The sequence below is a fragment of the Enterococcus sp. S53 genome, from assembly GCF_016516865.1.
Lineage (GTDB): Bacteria > Bacillota > Bacilli > Lactobacillales > Enterococcaceae > Enterococcus_D > Enterococcus_D innesii.
Genome location: NZ_JACVUH010000006.1, coordinates 160167 through 180895, shown reverse-complemented (window position 1 = coordinate 180895; position 20729 = coordinate 160167). Strand labels below are relative to the sequence as shown.

The window sequence follows — 20729 nt, the reverse complement described above, 5'->3', positions numbered from 1 at the left end:
AATAAAATTAAAAGGGGCAAAAAAATTGGCGAAAGAAATGTATCAAAAAGAAATCTCGGAAATTATGGCAGAGGTCCAGAGCAGTCCAGAGGGGTTGACGCAGCAAGAGGCAGCCAAGCGGTTAGAAAATGGCTTGAACCAGCTGAAGGAAGCACCTAAGAAATCTAGCTTTGCCTTATTCTTAGATACCTTCAAAGATGCGATGGTGATCGTCTTGCTGATCGTGGCAATCATCCAAATGGTTATGGGTGCCCACGTTGAGTCGATCGTTATCTTCGCAGTACTCTTGTTGAATTCCGTCGTCAGTGTGATTCAAACGAAAAAAGCCGAAGGGTCGTTAGACGCTTTGAAAAGCCTGTCGGCACCAGATGCTAACGTCATTCGGGATGGCAAAGAACAAAGTGTGCTGGCGAAAGAATTGGTTGTCGGCGATATCGTTATTTTAGAAGCTGGGGACTATGTACCAGCAGATGGTCGATTGATCGAAGAGGGTTCTTTGAAGGTCGATGAAGGAATGCTGACTGGGGAATCAACGCCAGCGGAAAAAGAATTAGGTGTGATCGATCGTACCGCACCGATCGGCGACCGTGACAACATGGTCTTCAGTGGAACGATCGTCACTTATGGACGTGGTCGGTTTATTGTAACCGCGACTGGTAATGTGACGGAAATCGGTCAAGTAGCTGGCTTATTGGAAAGTACAGTTGAACACAAAACACCATTGCAAAGAGGATTAGACAGCTTCAGTAAAAAACTGAGCTTGGCGATCTTAGTCCTTTCATTGATTATTTTAGGGGTTCAAGTCGCACGGTTGTTCTTAGGTGACGGAACAGGTGATATGACACAAGACTTAGTCAACGCCTTTATGTTTGCGGTAGCCGTAGCCGTTGCAGCGATTCCAGAAGCCTTGCAATCGATCGTGACGATCGTTCTTTCGATCGGAACAAAACAAATGGCGAAGCGTCATGCCATCATTCGAAAACTACCAGCGGTTGAAACATTGGGTTCAACGAGTATCGTTTGTACCGATAAGACCGGGACTTTGACTCAAAACAAAATGACCGTTGTTGACTACTATTTACCAAATGGGCAAACGGGCACGTTCTCCGATGAACCAACTACCTGGACATTGCCTGAAAAACGCTTAGTAGAGATCAGTGTCTTGGCCAATGATGCTGCCATCAGTGAAGATGGGGCGAAGCTAGGAGACCCTACTGAAATTGCTTTTCTGGATTACAGTGAGAAACTAAATCAGCCTTATCGGGCAATTCGTCAACAGTTTCCTCGTTTGCAAGAATTGCCTTTCGATTCTGATCGTAAATTGATGTCTACCTTACATGAGATCGATGGCGAACATTTATTGTTGACCAAAGGTGGGCCAGACATCGTCTTTGGCCGCAGTACCAAAGTCTTGATCGATGATCAAGTCGTGCCTTTAACAGATGAAATCAAGCAGAAATTGCAGCATCAAAACGAAGAATTCTCAAAACGGGCCTTACGGGTCTTGGCGTTTGCTTACCGTCCATTGACTGATGCCCAATCACGAGAATTGACACTTGAAGATGAAAACGAGCTGATTTTGGTTGGTTTGATGGCGATGATCGATCCTCCTCGTAAAGAAGTCAAACAAGCCGTAGCGGATGCCAAATCTGCTGGTATCAAAACAGTAATGATCACAGGGGACCACAAAACGACAGCCGTGGCGATTGCACAAGAGATCGGTATTTCAGCCGAGGGCGACTTAGCCTTGACCGGTACGGAATTGGATGCTCTTTCTGAAACCGAACTAGCGGATCAATTAGACAAAATCACGGTTTATGCTCGTGTTTCGCCTGAAAATAAAATCCGTATCGTGCGGGCTTGGCAAGACAAAGGCAAGATCTCTGCCATGACCGGAGATGGGGTCAATGATGCACCCGCCTTGAAACAAGCGGATATCGGGATCGCAATGGGAACCGGAACGGACGTTGCCAAAGATGCAGCGGCGATGGTCTTGACGGATGATAACTTTGCCTCGATCATTCGTGCCGTAGAAGTTGGCCGAAACGTCTTTGACAACATCAAAAAAGCCATTTCGTATTTGTTTGCTGGAAACTTAGGTGCGATCATTGCGATCGTCTTTGCCTTAGTGATGGGTTGGGACAATCCATTTACTGCCTTGCAGCTACTCTTTATCAACTTAGTCAACGACTCATTACCAGCAATTGCTCTGGGAATGGAAAAAGCCGAACCAACCATCATGCAACGTCAGCCTAGAGATCCAAATGCTGGTATCTTCACTGGAAAAACATTGATCTCAGTAACGTATCGCGGTATTTTGATTGCCGCTGTCGTGATTTTGGCACAATGGTTAGGGATGAGTCAATCACCTGAGTTAGGTGTAGCGATGGCCTTCTCAACACTTATCTGGAGCCGGACATTGCAAACATTACCAGCACGCTCAAACACTGAGACTGCTTGGCAAGCTGGCCTTTTTGCCAATAAAATGGTATGGTTGGCGATCGTCGTTTGTGGTGGACTATACAGCATTACCTTGATTCCTGGCATCCGTGAAGTCTTTGCGATTCCAGCAACCTTCACTTTAGGACATGTCGGTTTATGTATCGCAATGGCTGCTGTGGCAGTTGTTTTGATGGAAATCACGAAGCTGATTATTATTGCCGTTCAAAAACGTCAAGGAAACGCCTAAAGCAAAAAACGTATCGATCGTTTGATCGATACGTTTTTTTGTCGTTTATCCTCACTGCTTAGTTGATTTTTTTCAGCTGACTGATTTGGGCAGCGACTTGCTTCAAGAAGGCTTCTTGACTAGCCGGCTGTTCTTGGCTGTAAAGGTAGGCTTCGTATTGCTGCGTCAAGTGGATAAAATCACCATGGAACAGTGGATAGAATGCTTCGAGTCGTTGGGCATAATCGATCAACGGCTCCGCCTCGTTACGGTACAGAACTTTCGTCGTTTGCCGCAAAAACAAAGGATAGGCAGCAACTAGCGGCTGTTTGTTAAAGCGGCAGATCAACCATAAATGAATACGGAAAAACGAATGGCGGAAATAGAAAAGTAGGCCAAGTCCTAGGATAGCTAAGCCTCCAAAGAAGCCATTGCGCAGCGTTTGTTTCAGCTCCTCAGTCAACCAAACGTCATCGGTAACCGCGGCTGTTGCAGAACTGCTGGTCGTGGTTTCACTGCTTTCTGTTTCCCTGCTGCTCGTTGGTGTTGTTTCACTGCTAGCGGTCGGCGTTTCTTCGGAGCTAGTAGATTCTTGCGTCAACACGGGACGATCTGGATTTTGGAAACTAGGGGTCGGTTCAAAAGGCACCCAACCGTATCCGTCAAAGTAGACCTCCACCCATGAGTGGGCATTCAAGTTGCGAACGGTATAGGTAGTGATGCCGTTTTCTGTCGCAGGAGATCCAGGAGAAAAGCCTTTTGCCCAGCGAGCAGGGATCTCTAAACTCCGTAGTAGCACGACCATTGCCGTGGAAAAATTGTCGCAGTAGCCGACTTGTGATTCAAATAAAAATTGATCAACATAATCTTGCTCTTCTGCAGGCACGACGGCATCGGTTTTGGAATAGCGGAATACTAGCGGATCTTTCAGATAGCTTTCAACCGCCGTGACTTGATCAAACAGACTGTTGCTGTCAGCGGTGATCTCAGCTGCGAGATCTCGTACCCGCTGCGGCAAAGAATCGGGTAACTGGATATAATCGATCGGAGAATCCGGATAGATCAAAGGCAGATTTTGGAGATTTTCTGCGGCAAAATCTGGATGGTCCCAATCGAGGGTCAAGGTGGTGTCTGGGAGTGGATCAATGAGATCGACCCGCTGGATGGCGTCGCTGATCTGAAACCCGCGAGCACCGTTTTCAAGGGACAACGTGCTGCGTCCATAGGGCAATGGGACATAGTCTCCATGGTTTTGAAATTGGACCCGAACAGACTCGTTCTCAAGATAGGCTTGCTGATAGCTTTGATCCGCGATCGTGACGCCCTCTGCTTCTAAGCGAGCCTCTTCGCGGCTCGTACTGATCCAGCCCTTACCAGAATAAAAATCTTTGCTTTCCACCCGCCAGTAATGCGGGGTTTCTTGTTGCGCTTCAAATAAAATCGTCGCATCATCCAGTAGTGGTCCGCCTAATTGACGGTCGTTTTCACTGAATCCAGTGCGAGAGCCGCTGGGCGTGCCATGTTCTTCAATAAATTGATAAAAACCCAGCTGATTCAGATTTGTCCGTATAGGCGTGGAACGGGCTGCCAACTGTTCCCGCAGGCTCGTTTGCGGCAAGTAGACAGCAGTGACGGCTAATCCACCAATCAATAGCATCACAGCGAACCAGGGAGCGATCGTTTGACTGGATTGAAAGACGCTGCGCTGGATCAGTGAAGAAGCCAAGGCACAAAGAAAAATACCCATCAAATGCCACGTCAGATCAAATTGATTAAAAATCACGACTGTTAGCAAGTAGCCGATCATGGTAGCGTAAATCAAGAAAAAGCGTTGATAAGCGATCGGTAAGATCGCTAAAAACAAAACCCAACTAACGATCAATGTCACCGCCGCCAGTTCGGTGATATAGCCGACTTCACCGCTGAGGATCTCTTGAAAGGCACGGTGCAGGTCTAGCCAAAAACGCAGCAGCCAATCAAAAGAAAAGGCAGTCCCATAAGGAAAGATCCGATACAAGACGATCAGCCAAGCGGCTGCCAGCAAAGGCAAACTGTAACGGACTTTCGGCACCACGGTCAAAATCAAACAGACACTAAAGGCATAAGTTAAAAGGGTGAACTGATTGCCAAGGTCATAAACTGCGATAAACGGCAAGATCACCAGTGATAGACTGAGAAAGGTCAGAAGACCAATCAGCGCTTTCTTAATAAATCTCATCCTACCGCCTCCTCAAGTTTATTCAACTGCCTCATTAAATCAGCGTAGGTAAACACTTGGCAGCTGTTTTTTGCTTCCAACTGACTGAGGTAGTCTTCCAGTTGTGGGGTGAAAACCGGGGTAATGAAGACAAGATGGCTGCCAGTCAAAAGCGGTACCCCTTCAGGAACTTTCTCGAAGGGAAGGATCTGGGCATAGGCAGCGGCATCCGTTTGGTAAGGAGAAGTCAATCCGTCACCAATCAAGAGCGGCTGAAAAAGTCGTTGATTTTGCGAGAAATGGTGGATCGAATAAAACAGTGTCAAAGTCTCTTCAAAAGCAGGATGATCTTCTCCCCAAAAGAGCAGAACGATGTCTTGTTCTTCTTCATGTTCTCGTTCGCGATAGATCAATTCCTGTTGTTTGCTGGATAATTTCCAATCGATATTTTTTAATGAATCCCCTAACTGGTATTGACGGAACTGTCGAATAGAAAAATTGGGTTCTCCGTGGGTTTGGCTGCGGACTTGCTGTTTAAAAAATGGCAGCAGGGTAACGGCTTCTGGCGCCAATTTAGGCAGGATCAAAATCGATTGTTTCGCAACTGCAGCGTAGCTTTTTTCAAAAAAGCCAAAGAGATCCTGGCTGTACAATTGAACGGGCAATTCTTCATAGCTGCCTCGCTCCTTTGGGGTCCAAGGCAGCTGCAGCCGAATCAGATTGCCTCGATAAAAGGCGCTGTGATGACTTTCCTTGAAACGATCGTCAAATTGTAAGGTGAAATCGACCAGCGGCAGCAGCGTCGGGCGATACTTGAAGACTTGCAGCGGTAAGGTGATCGCTGTGTGTGTTTCAGCTTGGATCGATTCTTCTAAAATGATTTGGACCTTCTTGAGGGAGGGGAGCAAGAATACTGCATCAAGCAACAATAACAAAGTCAGTAAAAACCAAAGGCTCCAGCCAGCATTGTTATTGAAGATCACACAGTAAGCCAGCAGCAGAAAATAAGCAGCGCTAAACAACAGGAGGCGCAGCAGGCGTTCAAGCTTCTTTTTCTTCATCGCTATCTCCTCGTTGGGACAGGCACTCGTTGGATCATCTGTTTCATCAAGTCTGAAAGGGTCTTCGTGCTGGCATGAACGCCACCTTTCAGTAATAAACGATGACCGAAGACTGCTGGTAAAATTCGCTGCAAGTCTTGCGGCGTGACAAAGGTCCGACCTTCCGTCAATGCTAACGCTTTGGCCCCTTTTAAGAAGGCGATCCCACCACGAGGGCTGATACCAAGGTCAATGGCATTATGCTGACGGCTCGCTTGAACCAGCTGCAATGCGTAACGGGCGACCTGCTCATCGACATACACGTCATCGACCATCGCTTTTAAAGCGGTCACTTCATCAGCATGTAAAATGGTTTGGATCTGATCCAAGCTTTGCTGTCGTTTTCCAGTCAAGAGGGCGAGCTCATCTTGAAAATCTGGGTAACCGATATGCAGGCGGAACAAAAAACGATCCAATTGGGCTTCAGGCAAAGGATACGTTCCTTCATACTCGATTGGATTTTGCGTGGCTAAAACAAAAAAGTGGGGACTCAATGGGTACGTTTGATTGTCGATGGTGACATGATTTTCTGACATGGCTTCTAAGAGTGAGGCTTGCGTCCTTGGTGTGGTTCGGTTGATCTCATCTGCCAAGAGGACGGAGGTGAAGATCGGGCCAGGACGAAACTCGAACTGGTGGCTTTGGGAATTAAAAATCGACACACCTAACACATCGTTAGGTAAAAGGTCTGGGGTAAACTGTACCCGTTTGTAGTCACTTTGAATGGCTTTGGCTAACGATTTGACCAACATCGTTTTCCCAACACCAGGGATATCTTCGAATAAAACGTGTCCGCCAGCAAGCAGCGCAGCCACGGTAAATTGGATCACATCTCGTTTGCCTAAAATCACTTTTTCCACTTCTGCGATCAAGGCATCTATTTTTTGTAATTCAGCGGTCATCTGATAACCTCCCTACGTTCGTTTCTTCCATTGTAACGGTTTTCTAGGACTGTCGCAATTTTCGTGTAACAATTAAAGAAAATTTCAAGAATATTCAAAAAAAGAAAAATCCTTTCTGCGGATTTGCGAAAGAAAAACAAAAAACTCCCGAAGCGTTTCCTCGGAAGTTTGCGTTTGATAGAAAAGAAGCGACTAGAAGGTGTGATGCAAGAGGTCAGTGGCGATCTGGTCCGCCTGCCGTAAATTCCAAGCATCGGTTCCTGGCTGAGCAGTGGCAGCCGTCAGCCAGTGGATGCCTTCTGTGGGAATCCCAAAACAATAGAGGGTAGGGTAAGGACGGTCATCTGGTCCAAGGATCTGATTGGTCTCAGGATCGATGGCGATCGCACCCGTCTCAAAAGGCACCTCATTGGGGATCGCCAACTGGTGCGGGTGAATGATCCGATCGTTTAGCAGTTGCCGCAACAAGGAATTGTTGGTTCGACGAATCGCTGTCGATGGAATGCGAGCCTCAATTAATTGCGTCGCGTGATAGTGTGTGTCGTCAAATCGCTTTGAATACGTACAGTAAGCCTCCTCGATCTCAACAGTCATGTCAGGACCTAGTAAGGTCACCACTCCCGCTTCCATCAATGCCACCAGTTCCTGCAGGCGCTGAACTGGCGGTCCGATCGATAAAAAGCTGTTCAAGGGAACGAAAGACTGCCAAAAGAGTGTTTTCAGGTCTTGTGCTGGCATTAGCTGATGATCGAGAACAAACCGAATCGGGTCCCGCAGATCTTTGAAGACTTCCAAGGCACTGCTGATAGGTCCTGTTAGATTGCCTTTTTCGGCATCTTGGATTTGGGTACGTAATAGTGCAATGAAAAAGTCTTGCAACGACTGTTGCTTTTTCTGAGCAAAGGGGTCGGCTAGTTGTTGCCATGACCACCACTCCGTCGTAGGAAGCTGCCATTTTTTCAGCAAGTCTTCAGATCCTTCAGAGGCAACAAAGGCGGCGGTAAAAGCGGCAAGCTGATCTTTGTCCAGCAGCTGTTTTTCTAAAAGCAGCGTCTCATAATAGACGAGTTCTGCCTCTTTTTTTAAATAGAAGAGCAGGGTCTTACCAGCAACCGTTTTGGCTGCTTGCCAAGCAGCGAGGCGTTCAGGGGTCAAAAAAACGGGCTTTCGCTGCTGCGTCGGTGTTTTTTGATTGCGGCCACGAGGATGATACGGGACACCCCGACGAGAACCTGCGATGATTTGCGGTTCTTCACCAGAAGGTTGATAGACGAGGGATCCATTGACTTTGACGAAGGTTCCGCCCCGACCGCTGGTCAAGCGGGTGACGTAATCGTAAAAGGCAAGTCCTAGTCCCCGTAAAATCACAGGTTCGCCAGCTTTCACCGCCGTTAGATCCGTATCTGCCGCATTGGCTGGCGGTGTATAAAACCAGCCATTATTTTCTGCGGCCGCCGCCAATCGTTGTTCTGCTGCTGACAGTTGGGCTTGTGAATGGCCTGTAGCTAAGACGACGGCATCAACAAGAAATGTGTGGTGAGCCGTCGTCAACTGGTAGCGATTTTTGGAAAGAGGGGTCAAGGAGCTGACACTGTCTGACAGATGGTTGACGGTAATGGATTCAGGCAGCTCTTTTAATAGCTGCTGATAAAACCACTGCTGATAGAGGCCATATAACGCCCGCGAGCAATGCCCGTTAGGATCAAGTGAATCAAGTGCTGTGCATTCCGCAACGAGCTCAGGGGCATGCGTGGCTGCGAAATGTTTCCCTTCTGTCACTGCCCATTCGTATAAGGTAGGTCCTTTGACCACGGGACCGCCGGTGCTTAATGTGTCATCCGTGAAAAGGGTGACTTGACTGGTTACAGAATTCAATAGCAGATCCGCCGATTGGTCCGTGCGCCAAACTGCCCCAGGAAGAAAGGGATCAAACAGCAGCAAGTCGATGGCTTGTTTGTTTTGTTTGCTATGAGCGATCAGTCGTTCTGAAAGTGAAAGTCCACGAGGACCAGCACCAATGATAGCTATTTTCATATCACACCGCCTCAATTATTCTATGGTCTTTGTGTCATCAACGGGCTAAGTCAAAAGGTGTCTTGCGGAAAATCAGCCAGTGCATGCCTAGCACCATGGCTTCCTCGATGGCATCGATATAATGAAAAGCAGGCTGATTGGGTTGTTGCTGCAGCAATGGATTTTTTTGGATCGCGTCTAAGAGATCGGTTTTTACTGCATCACTGCTGGCTAAAATAATACAGTGGGGGGCAAAAGCTGCATTATAAAATGGCAGTAAGCTTGTCAGACGCTGAACCAAAGCCGTGCGGTCTTGCGGTGCCCCTTGATCCAAGTAGCCGGGCAAAAATTTTGCTTCTCCTGCTAGGGCATCTTTTCCTTCTAAAAGTGCACCATTGACCAGGAGCGTGATACCAGGCATGCTTTTTTCGGGATTGTACATGCCGACGATGGTTTGCTGCAAAGAGATCTGTTGGGCGATGCAATAGCCGATCGTTAAAATATGGGCATCGTTTTGACAGTAGAAGGGCAGTGCGGTGACCTCTGCCACGAGAGCTGCCAGCTGCCAGCCATTGAATTTTTCATACCAGCTGGAAGTCACGGTTCCTCCACTGATTTTTCCTGGTAAAAAGAGGGCGATCTGTTCCACAGAGGGAAATAATGCTAGCTCGTTCGTTACACATTCTTGAAAGCGATGAGGGGCAACATCAGGAAACGGCTGGTCGTGTTTTGCCAAAACCTTCCCCTTGCGGTCGATCAGCATGGACCAAAGAGCCAAGGAACCATCGTGATCAATAAAGCTAAGCAAAAGAGAATGGCCTCGGTCTTGGTTGAGCTGATAGGTCACAGCAGGCCGCCCTAGCTCTTTTTGCTCCAGCGGACCTTTAGTGATTTCTTCCTCTGCCAACAATTCTTTTAATAATGAGTTAGTGGTGACCATGCTGATGCCGGTTTTCTTTACTAAATCGGAGGCGAATAATGCGCCGTTTTGAAATAAGGTTTTTAAAACCAGCTGTTTGTTTTGCTGGCGAATGGAATGGTTGGTAGAAGCCATAGGTGTTCTCCTTAATGAAGTGATTTAATTAAGTATACCGACGGGATGAAACGATGTAAAGTTTTTAAAAGACTGACTTGACGGAAAACTTGAAAATAAGTATACTTAATTAACAACGTTAATTAAGTGATTCGCCATAAAGAGGACGCGAGGTAGAGGGGAAGAGAAACGTATGATCAAATTAGTCATCACAGATTTAGACGGCACATTTTTGAACAGCCAAGGCAGTTTTGATCAGCCTTATTATGAACAAGTCAGCCAACAAATGAAAGAAGCGGGTATTGCTTTTGCTGCGTGTACCGGCAAACAGTGTGAACGAGTGGAAGAACTGTTTGGTGAAGCAGCAGCGGATGTTTGGATTCTTGGGGATAGCGCGACCCGCATCAAACATCAAGGCGAATACATCTTTGAATCACTGCTGCCAAACGAATTAGGGCGGCGGATCATTGCGAAGCTCGCTGCGATTGCGCAAGATCATGTGATCATCGCCTGTACACCGACTGCGGCGTACATTGCTGAAACGACCAATGAAGCAGATGCCCAGAAAGTTCGGGGCTCTTATCGGGTGGTCAAAACGGTGACGGATTATCAAACCATCACCGAAGATTTTGTGAAGCTCACTATTTTTGATCCCAAACTACGTTGCTTTGAGCATGTCCAACAGTTAGGTGAGTTTACAAACGACGCCTACATCGTGGCTTCGGAAGCCGCTTGGATCGATATCACCAATCAAGGCGTCCACAAAGGAACGACTGTGGCACACTTGCAAGAATTGCTGCACGTCACACCAGAAGAGACTATGGTCTTCGGAGATGGCTTGAACGATTTGGAGTTAATGGCAGCTGGCACGTTTAGTTTTGCCATGAGCAATGCCTTTGAGGAAGTCAAGGCAGCGGCAGCGTTTGTGACCAAGTCAAACGATGAAAATGGCGTGCTGAAAACCATCGAACGTCTGTTACCGCTACAAATGAACCAATAAAAAAACCGCTCCCTAGCAGGGATAGCACGTACTTTCATTTGACTGAAAGTAGACTGCTGCCTGTTGCTAAGGAGCGGTTTTTTCGTTATGCATGTGGTTGACTGACGCTATAAGGATAGGCATCGGCTGACCACTCTTTGTTGCGAGGGACGATACCTAGCTGGAAGTTCAATGTACCACCGGCAGTCAATTCTTGGTGGGTGAAAAACAATCGCTCGAAGGGTTCTTCGTTCAATGTGATTTTATCCACGAAGAGCTGTTGCGGCGCATTGGGCTTGCTCTTGACCACTAAGTCTTTGCCTGAAGCAAGATGTAGTGTTGCTTGATCAAATAATGGCATACCGATGACATATTCCCCCGTCCCTGGTGTGACTGGATAAAAGCCCAAGGAGTTGAAAATGTACCAACCAGCCATGCTACCGTTGTCTTCATCGCCAGGAAAGCCTTTGGGCGAGTCATTGAAGCATTGTGTCAATAGCTGCTTGATCAAGGGCTGTGCCATTTCTGGTTTGCCCAAATAGCTGAATAGATACGGATAGTGGAAGCTTGGTTGATTGGAGATCGCTAGCTGACCAAAATCGAGTGCAGCCATCTCGCTCATTTCATGGATCTCAAAGCCGTAGCCTTCTGTCGTATAGCGAGGTTCTTGATTGCACAAGTCGATCAGTTTTGCTTCAAAGGCCGCTTTGCCGCCGTGTTCGGCGATCAAGCCAGCGAAATCATGGTAAACAGCAAAACTGCTTTGCCACGCACTGCCTTCTGCATAATCTAAGCCCCAGCGTATGTCACTGAATTCTGGACGAAAGGCACCATCGGGATCTTTTGCCCGCATAAAGCCAGTTTCCTGATCGAAAATGTTGCGGTAGTTTTGCGATTGCTGCTGATAATAGTCTGCTTGCTCGTCACCCAGCTGTTGTGCGACTTGTGAGATACAAAAATCACTGTAACAATAATCAAGGGTGTGATTGACCGATTCATGATGCGTCAATGGCACATACCCGTAAGTCAAATAGTCCGTCGTGCCGCGCCGACCATAATTGGGATTTTCACTTTGGACGGTGGCGCCTTTTTTCATCGCTGCTAAAAATTCGGGCATCAAATCGAGACGAATGCCTTTTACTGCGGCATCAGCGATCACGGCATCGATCAGCGTCCCAGGCATCAATCCACGCTCATCTGGCGATAGCCATTTTGGTAAAAAGCCGCTTTCGCGATAACTGTTCAAAAAGCCTTCCAGCATGTCTTCCAATTGTTCGACAGCCAAGAGTGAAAAGAGCGGGTAGACAGTTTTATACGTATCCCAAAAGCCGTTGTTTGTATACAGTGGTCCTGGTTTGATTGCTTTTGCCAAGGTATCCCAATGCATTTTGCGGCCCTCTTGATCGATTTCGAAGAAGGTTTGAGGAAACAAGAATAAGCGATAAAAATTATGATAAAAAGTAGAAACTTGTGTTTGATCGTGATGCTCAATCTCGATTTTTTGCAAAAAATGATTCCATTGCTGTTGGACAGAAGCCAGATAATCGGCAGGAGCCCATTGCTGTTCCCGTTGCAAGTTCAAACAAGCTTGTTCGCGACTGAGAAACGAGGTCGCAAAACGGATCGTCTGTGTTTGGCAATCATCAAAGCGTAGAACGACGAAGGCTTCTTTGCCTGTCAAGGTACCTTCGATCGCCGTGATGGGTGTTTCAAAACGATAGACGAAATGGAAGGTGAAGCGTTCATCTTCGCACCCTGAAAATACGATCAGTTGACCAGCCATTGTTTGTTCATCCAACTGTTCTAAGACATAGTCACCCGGCAGTGACAAGCCAAGACCTGGCTGATCCCCGCAGTTTTCAATAGTCAGCACACCGCCATACATACTGGGGATCAAAGTCGTTGTTGTTAAATACCGCTGCGTCTTGATTTTAAGAAAGGCTGGATTAAAGGTGCTTTCTTCGGGACGATACGAGCTTTGCGCATGGAAAAGGGTATTTTCAGAAAGCGTGCCGTTTAGCGGCAGCATCGTCAGATGGCTGAAATCTCCCATCCATGGGCTAGGCTGATGGGTGATGCGAAAGCCCTGAAAGGTTCGATCTTCTGGATGAAACCACCAACTGCCGCGTTGATCGCTGGTTTGCGGGGCAAAGTAGTTCATGCCAAAAGGAACCCCTGTATAAGGCAGGCAGTTGCCGTGGGAAAAACTATATTGGTTGTCTGTTCCGTGTCGTGTGTCGATCATTGATACGTTCACTTGGTTCACTCCTTTAATTGGGTTGATTCTCTTTTGATCAAAGAAACCGCCACTAGATGGGTGGTCGTCTCCGTTGGTACTGGGGTTGCTGCCTTCGCAGCGTTGATTTTCTCAATCACTTGGTTTCCTGCCAAGCGCCCCATCTCGGCAAAATTCTGCCCGATAGTCGTTAGTGCTGGATCAACGAGGGCTGCGGCTTGGATATTATCGAAACCAACTAGGGAAATGTTGGCAGGGACGTGCAAATCTGCTTGGCGCAAAGCACGCATCAATTCAATGGCGATCAAGTCATTTTCACAGACGGCTGCCGTGACCTGATGTTCTTCCAAGTAGGCAAGCGCATTTGCGATGCTGGCAGCCGTGTCGTCGAGCTTGGTGCGAAAGGTTCTTTGGGCTTTTTTCAGCGCATCGATGTAACCTAGATAACGCTGACGGACGGATTGCGGATGATGGGTATCACCAAAAATATAAGCGATCCGGTGATGCCCCAACGCAAGTAAATGCTCTGTGGCTAGCTGTCCACCTTGAAAGTTATCTGGCATCACCGCTGGGAAATTAAACTCATGCAGCTTTTTATCTAAGGTCACGATAGGAAAGTGCTTTTCAGCACATTCGAACAGCAAGTCATAGTAAGAAAACGTATTGCTGGCGTAATAGATCAGGCCGTCGAATTCTTGCATCAGCTCAGCTGCCGTCGTTTTTTCCAAATAATCCACTGGTGTCATCAAAAGTTCAAAGCCGTGTTCTTGCATCACGGGGTAAATGCCTTCGGTAAAGTTTCCTAAAGAGAGATCATTGGCAAAGGGCAAGACAAACAAAATTCGTCCAGTCGCTTTTTTTTCCTTCAATTCTCGGACAAAGCTGCCGCTGCCTTGCACGCGATAGATCAGCTGATTTTGTTCCAGTTCCGTCAAGGCTCTTTTAGAGGTGATCCGACTGACTTGGTATTGTTCAGATAGTTCTTTTTCAGTAGGGACACGACTGCCAGGCGCTAATCGCCCTTCAACGATGGCTTCGTGAAGCTCCGCGTAAATTTTTTTATATAATGGTTGTTTCATAAGAAAACCCCTTTTGATATATCATATTTGTTAGCATACCATAAACCAATAAAAATGAAAACCCTTTAATTATTTTAAAAAAGCGCTAGACATTCAATTAATTCATGATATACTAGGTTCGTAAATTGATATATCAAATCAGGGAAGGTGATGGAATGGTTTATAAAGAAATACCAACTTCAGTAGCAACATTTATGGAAACGATTACGGATCTATGCGGAGAAACGCATGCCGATTGGGCGAAAAATTTTAACGCAGCTTTCGCCAATACACTATTAACGACGGTCAAGCGTCATGAGGATGGCACGACCTTTTTACTGACGGGGGATATTCCAGCGATGTGGCTGCGAGATTCCACTGCACAAGTTCGTCCGTATTTGGTGATCGCCAAAGAAGATGAAGACTTAGCAAGCATGATCAGCGGGTTAGTTAAAAAGCAATTCTACTATATTACGATCGATCCTTACGCAAATGCCTTTAACGAATCAGCCAATGGCGCTGGCCACCAAACAGACGATACAGAAATGAACGATTGGATCTGGGAACGTAAATATGAGATCGACTCTTTGTGTTATCCGATCCAACTGGCCTATCTGCTCTATAAAAACACAAGCAGAACCGATCAGTTCAATGATGATTTTGTAACAGGTATCAAAAAAGCCTTGGAGGTGTTTGTGACAGAACAAAATCATGAGGAATCTCCATATCGCTTTGAACGGGATACCTGGCGAAAAGAAGATACCTTGACTCATGACGGCAAAGGCGCACCAGTGAAACCTGTCGGCTTGACTTGGTCAGGCTTTCGACCAAGTGATGATGCCTGCAAATACGGCTATTTGATTCCCTCCAATATGTTTGCGGTGGTGGTCTTAGGCTATATCCAAGAAATTTTTACGACGGTTTTAGAAGACGCAGCGATCGTGGCACAAGCGAAAAAACTACAAGCAGACATCGAAGCAGGGATTAAAGCATATGGGTTGACCACGAACCAAGCTGGCGAAGAAGTCTACGCCTATGAAGTGGATGGATTCGGCAATGGCACCCTGATGGATGACAGCAATGTGCCGAATTTGATCGCCGCCCCTTACTTGGGGTATGGCAGCATGGAAGATCCCCTTTATCTTCAAACCCGTAAAACGTTGTTGAGCAGTGAAAATCCGTATTTCTATGAAGGGAAATACGCCAAAGGCATTGGTAGCTCTCATACGCCAGAAAATTATGTGTGGCCGATCGCCATGGCAATGGAAGGGATGACCACCACTGACAAAGAAGAAAAGAAACGAATTTTGGATCAGTTAGTGGCGACAGATGCGGGTACAAATTTGATGCATGAAGGGTTCGATGTCGATGATCCTTCGCAATACACGAGAGAATGGTTCTCGTGGGCGAACATGATGTTTTGTGAATTGGTTATGGATTATTTCGATATCCGAGTGGAAAAATAAGCAGCACGACCCACCACCATTCGAATGACACAAAAAGCAGTCCAACGACGCAAACAGCGAGGAGTAAAAATCAATGAAGAAACAAGTTTATATCATCTCACACAGCCACTGGGATCGGGAATGGTACATGCCTTACGAACAGCATCACATGCGGCTAGTGGAATTGATGGATGATCTTTTAGAATTAATTGAAAATGACCCTGAGTTCCACAGCTTCCATCTAGATGGACAGACGATCATCTTGGATGACTATTTAGAAGTGCGGCCTGAAAAACGCGAGGCGGTCAAAGCGGCCATCAAACAAGGGAAATTACAGATCGGTCCGTTTTATATTTTGCAAGATGACTTTTTGATCAGTGCCGAATCAAACACCCGTAATATGCTGATTGGAATGGCAGAAAGCAAAAAGTGGGGCACCCCCGTTATGTTGGGGTATTTCCCAGATACCTTCGGCAATATGGGACAAACTCCGCAAATGATGCTGCAAGCCAATCTTGAAAGTGCTGCATTTGGGCGTGGTGTCAAACCGATCGGCTTTGACAACGAAGTTTTACCCGATGATCAATTTACTTCCCAATATTCTGAAATGCATTGGGAAGGTCCAGATGGCAGTCAAATCTTTGGTCTACTCTTTGCCAACTGGTACTCCAATGGCAATGAGATTCCAGTGGATAAAGCAGAAGCCAAAGCTTTTTGGACGCAAAAACTGCAAGATGTAGAAAAATTTGGTGCCACCAATCATTACTTAATGATGAATGGGGTCGATCATCAACCTGTCCAAAAAGACATTTCGGCAGCGATTCGTACAGCCAACGAGCTATTCCCAGAGTATGAATTCAAACACGCCAGCTTTACCGAATACCTTGAAGCGGTGCAAGCAGATCTGCCAGATGACCTAGGAACTGTCACAGGTGAATTGACCAGTCAAGAAACCGATGGTTGGTATACTCTAGCCAATACCGCCTCTTCCCGAGTTTATCTAAAACAATGGAATACAAAGGTTTCCCGCCAATTAGAAAATGTTGCGGAGCCATTAGCAACTATGGCTTATGAAGCAAGCGGCAGCTATCCTCACGATATGTTGGATCATGCGTGGAAAACCCTAATGCAAAATCATCCTCACGACAGCATCTGTGGCTGTTCAGTGGACGAAGTACACCGAGAAATGATGCCGCGCTTTGAAAAAGCCAATGAAATCGGCAAGTTCGTGGCAGATGAAGCGTTACGCAATTTAGTAGCAGCCATCGACACGAGCCAGTTTCCTGAGGAGAGTCGCCCCTTCGTGGTCTTCAACACCACTGGCAGCACCCGTTCTGGTTTAGTGGAAGTCGTGATCGAACTTGAGCGTAAAACATTCCGTGAAGGATTGCCAAGCAAGCTTTACCACGAATTGTTGGCGAAGCCAAAAGGTTCTTATTCGGTGATCGATGAAGAGGGGAACCCTGTTGCTGCGATCATTAGTGAAGAAGAGGTTCTTTTTGACTATGAATTGCCTAAAGATGCTTTTCGGATTCCTTTCATGAAACGCTTTGTCAAGGTCCAAGTTGAAGCAAATCAGTTGCCAGAATTTTCATGGCAGACCTTTGCCCTAGTAGAAAAAGCCGCTACGCCAGTAGAGAGCGCCCCGATCGTTTCAGAAGGAGGGCGCAAACTTGCCAACGCACATTTGGAAGCCGTCATTACTGAAAACGGCAGCTTGACGATTACAGACAAAGTAACCCAAAAAACGTATCGCAATTTACTGGTTTTCGAGGATGTGGGGGATATCGCCAATGAGTACATCTTCAAACAACCAGAAGGGGATCAAGCAATCTTATCGACACAATTTCCGCATCACGTGACGATCGAACAAAACGATCCACTGGTGGGGATCGTGCGACTGACGCAAGAATTGCAGATTCCCGTTTCAGCAGATGACCGTTTGTTAGAAGAACAAAAAGCTGTCGTCGATTTCCGTTTCCGTAAGGCACAGCGGAGTCAAGAATTGGTTGCTTTCAAGATCGAGACGGAGATCCGTTTAGAACGAACCAGCAACCGCCTGGCATTTAAAACCACCGTCAACAACCAAAGCAAAGATCACCGACTGCGAGTGTTATTCCCAACAGGGATCATCACGGATTTCCATGAAGCTGACAGCATTTATGAAGTCGTAAAACGGCCGAATCAGGTTTCCAGTCATTGGGAAAACCCAACAAATCCGCAGCATCAGCACGCCTTTGTCAACTTGCATGATGAAACTAGCGGCATGACGGTTTCTAATTTTGGTTTGAACGAATATGAAATCGTGAAGGATCAGATCTGCTTGACCTTGTTGCGCTGTACGGGAGAGCTAGGCGATTGGGGCTACTTCCCAACACCAGAAGCGCAATGCTTAGGCAGCCACACCTTTGAATACGGCGTAGCCTGTCATGGGGCTCCTGAAGAACGTTATGAAACGTATCGCCAAGCACAAGCTGCCCAAGTTCCTTGGACGGCAAGTCAGACCGACAAGCATCAAGGCAAGCTAGCCAGCAGCAACCAATACATGGAAGCTCATGGATCGACGGTAGCTATCACCGCCTTAAAACGCAATCGCCAAGACCAGCAGATCGTTTTGCGGGGCTATAATTTGGCGGATCAAGCCACTGCCTTTCACGTGCAAAAAGAGCAGGCGACGCTCTGTCTGTTGAACCTTTTAGAGGAAGAACAAGCATCGACCGTCAATCAGCAATTACACCCATATGAAATTCGTACCATTGGAGTAAAGGAGTGAGTAATGATGGTTTATGGAGGAATTGAAGCCGGCGGCACAAAAATGATTTGTGCCGTTGCCGATGACCAGTTGACGATCATCGCCCAAGAGTCGATCCCAACGACAACACCAGAGGAAACGTTAGCGGCGATCTTTGCCTTTTTCGATCCCTACGATCTCGTGTCATTAGGGGTCGGTTCCTTTGGTCCGATCGGGATCGATCCAACCCAAGCGACCTATGGCCACATACTAGCGACGCCGAAACAGGGCTGGCAGCAGTTCGATTTTCTCGGTGCATTGAAGAAGCGCTACTCAGAGACAGCATTTGCTTGGACAACAGATGTCAATGCTGCCGCTTATGGCGAATTACGCCAAGGAGCTGCGCAAGGCAAAGACAGCTGTGTCTATTTGACAGTAGGAACCGGCATTGGCGCAGGAGTCGTTCGTGAAGGAAAGATTTTCGAGGGGATCGGTCATCCAGAAATCGGTCATACCTATGTCAAACGCCACAGTGAAGATACGTATGCTGGTACCTGCCCTTTTCACGGCGACTGTCTGGAAGGATTAGCCGCAGGGCCTTCTTTAGAAGGACGTACGGGGATCAAAGGACAAGACTTGCCGCAAGCGCACGAGATTTGGGGGTTGCAGGCCTTTTATCTAGGGCAAGCGCTGGTCAATATCACGTTGACCTTAGCACCTGAGAAAATCATTTTAGGCGGCGGGGTCATGAATCAGCCGCATCTACTCGCTCAAATCCAACAAGCCTTCCAAAATCAAATGGCAGGCTATATGGAGACACCACCAGTGGAGGACTACATCGTCACTTGGGGCTTGCCGAACAAAAGCGGGATTATCGGCTGTCTCTTGTTAGGCAAAGAGCAGGTGACTGCCCATGACTAACCTGCATTTTCCTAAAGATTTTTGGTGGGGAGCCGCCGCCAGCGGTCCGCAAACTGAAGGACGAACGGCCGATGATGGCAAAGGCGATTCGATTTGGGACTATTGGTACGCAACGGAGCCAGAACGTTTTTATCAAAAACGGGGACCAAAAGATACCGTCCAGCTGCTGCAGCGTTACCCAGAAGATGTGGCGTTGATGAAAGAGATCGGCTTTAATTCTTTTCGAACCTCGATCCAGTGGAGTCGCTTGCTGCCAGAAGGAAGAGGAGCGGTCAATCAACAAGCGGTGGCGTTTTATCGCGAGTACTTCGCCACTTTGATCGATCATGGCATCGAACCCTTCATCAATTTGTATCATTTTGATATGCCGATGGCACTGCAAAAAGAAGGCGGCTGGCTCAATCGCGAGACTGTCACAGCATTTGCAGATTATGCCGCTTTGTGTTTTGAGTTGTTCGGTGATCAAGTCCGTCATTGGTTCACGCAAAATGAACCGATCGTGCCAGTGGAGATGGGGTATTTGTATCAACAGCATTACCCAGCAGAAATCAACTTGGCACATGCGGTGCAAGTCGGCTACCATGAAGCACTCGCCAGCGCCTTAGCGATCCAACGCTTCCGTCAATCTCAGCAATCAGGCGAAATCGGCATCATCTTGAATTTGACACCGACTTATCCGAAAGATCCGAACGATGAAAAAGATGTCCAAGCTGCGCAACTGGCAGATGCTTTTTTTAACCGATCCTTCTTAGATCCAGCGGTCAAAGGCACCTTTCCTGTAGAATTGATCGCTGTCTTAAACGAGTTGGCGATCATGCCAGAAACCAGAGCAGAAGATTTGCAGATCATTAAAGAAAACACGGTCGATCTCTTGGGGGTCAACTATTATCAGCCACGGCGGGTGCAGCAAAAGCGTTCTGCCAAAACAGCGGACACACCAATGCCAGAAGATTACTTCGATGTGTATGATTGGCCAGAAAAGAAAATCAATCCCCATCGAGGCTGGGAGATCTATGAACGAGGCATCTATGATACCTTGATCAACCTACGTGACAATTACGGCAATATCCCCTGTTATATTTCAGAAAACGGCATGGGGGTCGAAGATGAAACACGCTTTATCGATGCCAGCGGTCAGATCCAAGATGAGTACCGCATCACCTTTATCAAAGATCATTTGCGGTATGTTCACCAAGCCATCCAAGAAGGCAGCCAATGCCGCGGGTATCACATGTGGACCTGCATGGACAATTGGTCTTGGCTGAATGAATTCAAAAATCGTTACGGGTTTATTGCTGTCGATTTGGCTACCCAAAAACGGACCATCAAAAAGTCTGGTGAGTGGTTCCACGAAGTGATTCTACAAAACGGCTTTGTCGACTGATCATTCATAAAAAACAAATCAATGAAGCGTCCTATCTTGCAAAAGGTAGGACGTTTTTCAGG

Annotated in this window: 13 protein-coding genes; 6 read left to right on the top strand and 7 right to left on the bottom strand. The window is 47.1% G+C overall.

All coding sequences use genetic code 11. The features are described 5' to 3' along the window. Positions 1-37: 37 nt before the first annotated feature. Complete coding sequence (locus IAE45_RS10095) at positions 38-2689, top strand: cation-translocating P-type ATPase (protein ID WP_200126404.1); 2652 nt, start codon at positions 38-40, stop codon at positions 2687-2689. A 58-nt stretch (positions 2690-2747) separates the two neighbouring features. Here IAE45_RS10095 and IAE45_RS10090 read toward each other — a convergent pair whose 3' ends face one another. The 5 genes from IAE45_RS10090 to IAE45_RS10070 form a co-directional block, all read right to left on the bottom strand. Beyond that, on the bottom strand, positions 2748-4886 hold the full coding sequence (locus tag IAE45_RS10090) for a transglutaminase-like domain-containing protein (protein ID WP_123834095.1): 2139 nt from the start codon (positions 4884-4886) through the stop codon (positions 2748-2750). Beyond that, complete coding sequence (locus IAE45_RS10085; RefSeq protein WP_200126360.1) at positions 4883-5926, bottom strand: DUF58 domain-containing protein; 1044 nt, start codon at positions 5924-5926, stop codon at positions 4883-4885. Before IAE45_RS10085 ends, IAE45_RS10090 begins: the two co-directional genes overlap by 4 nt. Positions 5927-5928: 2 nt before the next feature. Then, positions 5929-6867, bottom strand: a complete 939-nt coding sequence (locus IAE45_RS10080; RefSeq protein ID WP_200126358.1) for an AAA family ATPase — start codon at positions 6865-6867, stop codon at positions 5929-5931. Positions 6868-7059: 192 nt separating this feature from the next. After that, entirely contained in the window at positions 7060-8901 is a 1842-nt protein-coding gene (locus tag IAE45_RS10075) for an FAD/NAD(P)-binding protein (RefSeq protein ID WP_200126356.1), read from the bottom strand. 37 nt (positions 8902-8938) lie between these two features. Continuing rightward, the gene (locus tag IAE45_RS10070; RefSeq protein WP_200126354.1) at positions 8939-9934 is read right to left on the bottom strand and encodes an ROK family protein; all 996 of its coding nucleotides are present in this window, start codon (positions 9932-9934) and stop codon (positions 8939-8941) included. Between the two features lie 172 nt (positions 9935-10106). Between IAE45_RS10070 and IAE45_RS10065 the strand changes: the two genes are divergently transcribed. Continuing rightward, a complete protein-coding gene (locus tag IAE45_RS10065; RefSeq protein ID WP_200126352.1) occupies positions 10107-10913 on the top strand; it encodes a Cof-type HAD-IIB family hydrolase in 807 nt (268 codons plus the stop codon). Between the two features lie 85 nt (positions 10914-10998). Here IAE45_RS10065 and IAE45_RS10060 read toward each other — a convergent pair whose 3' ends face one another. Both IAE45_RS10060 and IAE45_RS10055 read right to left on the bottom strand, forming a co-directional pair. Further along, positions 10999-13149, bottom strand: a complete 2151-nt coding sequence (locus IAE45_RS10060; protein ID WP_200126350.1) for a GH92 family glycosyl hydrolase — start codon at positions 13147-13149, stop codon at positions 10999-11001. 5 nt (positions 13150-13154) lie between these two features. Then, positions 13155-14207 (bottom strand): GntR family transcriptional regulator, encoded by a 1053-nt coding sequence (locus IAE45_RS10055; RefSeq protein WP_010747776.1) that lies wholly within the window; start codon positions 14205-14207, stop codon positions 13155-13157. Between the two features lie 155 nt (positions 14208-14362). On the opposite strand from IAE45_RS10055, the gene IAE45_RS10050 reads away from it, so the two are divergent. From IAE45_RS10050 to IAE45_RS10035, 4 genes are all read left to right on the top strand, one after another. Further along, the gene (locus IAE45_RS10050; protein ID WP_142967119.1) at positions 14363-15652 is read left to right on the top strand and encodes a glycoside hydrolase family 125 protein; all 1290 of its coding nucleotides are present in this window, start codon (positions 14363-14365) and stop codon (positions 15650-15652) included. 73 nt (positions 15653-15725) lie between these two features. After that, positions 15726-18404: an alpha-mannosidase gene (locus tag IAE45_RS10045; protein WP_200126348.1), complete on the top strand. Its 2679-nt coding sequence runs from the start codon at positions 15726-15728 to the stop codon at positions 18402-18404. A 3-nt stretch (positions 18405-18407) separates the two neighbouring features. Continuing rightward, a complete protein-coding gene (locus tag IAE45_RS10040; RefSeq protein WP_200126346.1) occupies positions 18408-19283 on the top strand; it encodes an ROK family protein in 876 nt (291 codons plus the stop codon). After that, positions 19276-20667 carry a glycoside hydrolase family 1 protein gene (locus tag IAE45_RS10035; protein ID WP_200126344.1) on the top strand — a complete coding sequence of 464 codons (1392 nt, stop codon included), beginning with the start codon at positions 19276-19278 and terminating at the stop codon, positions 20665-20667. Before IAE45_RS10040 ends, IAE45_RS10035 begins: the two co-directional genes overlap by 8 nt. The last annotated feature ends 62 nt before the right edge of the window (positions 20668-20729 follow it).

Coding starts and splice junctions, on each gene's coding strand:
- IAE45_RS10065 (WP_200126352.1), top strand. CDS start 10,107: ATGATCAAATTAGTCATCACAGATTTAGACGGCACATTTTTGAACAGC.
- IAE45_RS10080 (WP_200126358.1), bottom strand. CDS start 6,867: ATGACCGCTGAATTACAAAAAATAGATGCCTTGATCGCAGAAGTGGAA.
- IAE45_RS10050 (WP_142967119.1), top strand. CDS start 14,363: ATGGTTTATAAAGAAATACCAACTTCAGTAGCAACATTTATGGAAACG.
- IAE45_RS10085 (WP_200126360.1), bottom strand. CDS start 5,926: ATGAAGAAAAAGAAGCTTGAACGCCTGCTGCGCCTCCTGTTGTTTAGC.
- IAE45_RS10040 (WP_200126346.1), top strand. CDS start 18,408: ATGATGGTTTATGGAGGAATTGAAGCCGGCGGCACAAAAATGATTTGT.
- IAE45_RS10090 (WP_123834095.1), bottom strand. CDS start 4,886: ATGAGATTTATTAAGAAAGCGCTGATTGGTCTTCTGACCTTTCTCAGT.
- IAE45_RS10075 (WP_200126356.1), bottom strand. CDS start 8,901: ATGAAAATAGCTATCATTGGTGCTGGTCCTCGTGGACTTTCACTTTCA.
- IAE45_RS10070 (WP_200126354.1), bottom strand. CDS start 9,934: ATGGCTTCTACCAACCATTCCATTCGCCAGCAAAACAAACAGCTGGTT.
- IAE45_RS10055 (WP_010747776.1), bottom strand. CDS start 14,207: ATGAAACAACCATTATATAAAAAAATTTACGCGGAGCTTCACGAAGCC.
- IAE45_RS10045 (WP_200126348.1), top strand. CDS start 15,726: ATGAAGAAACAAGTTTATATCATCTCACACAGCCACTGGGATCGGGAA.
- IAE45_RS10035 (WP_200126344.1), top strand. CDS start 19,276: ATGACTAACCTGCATTTTCCTAAAGATTTTTGGTGGGGAGCCGCCGCC.
- IAE45_RS10095 (WP_200126404.1), top strand. CDS start 38: ATGTATCAAAAAGAAATCTCGGAAATTATGGCAGAGGTCCAGAGCAGT.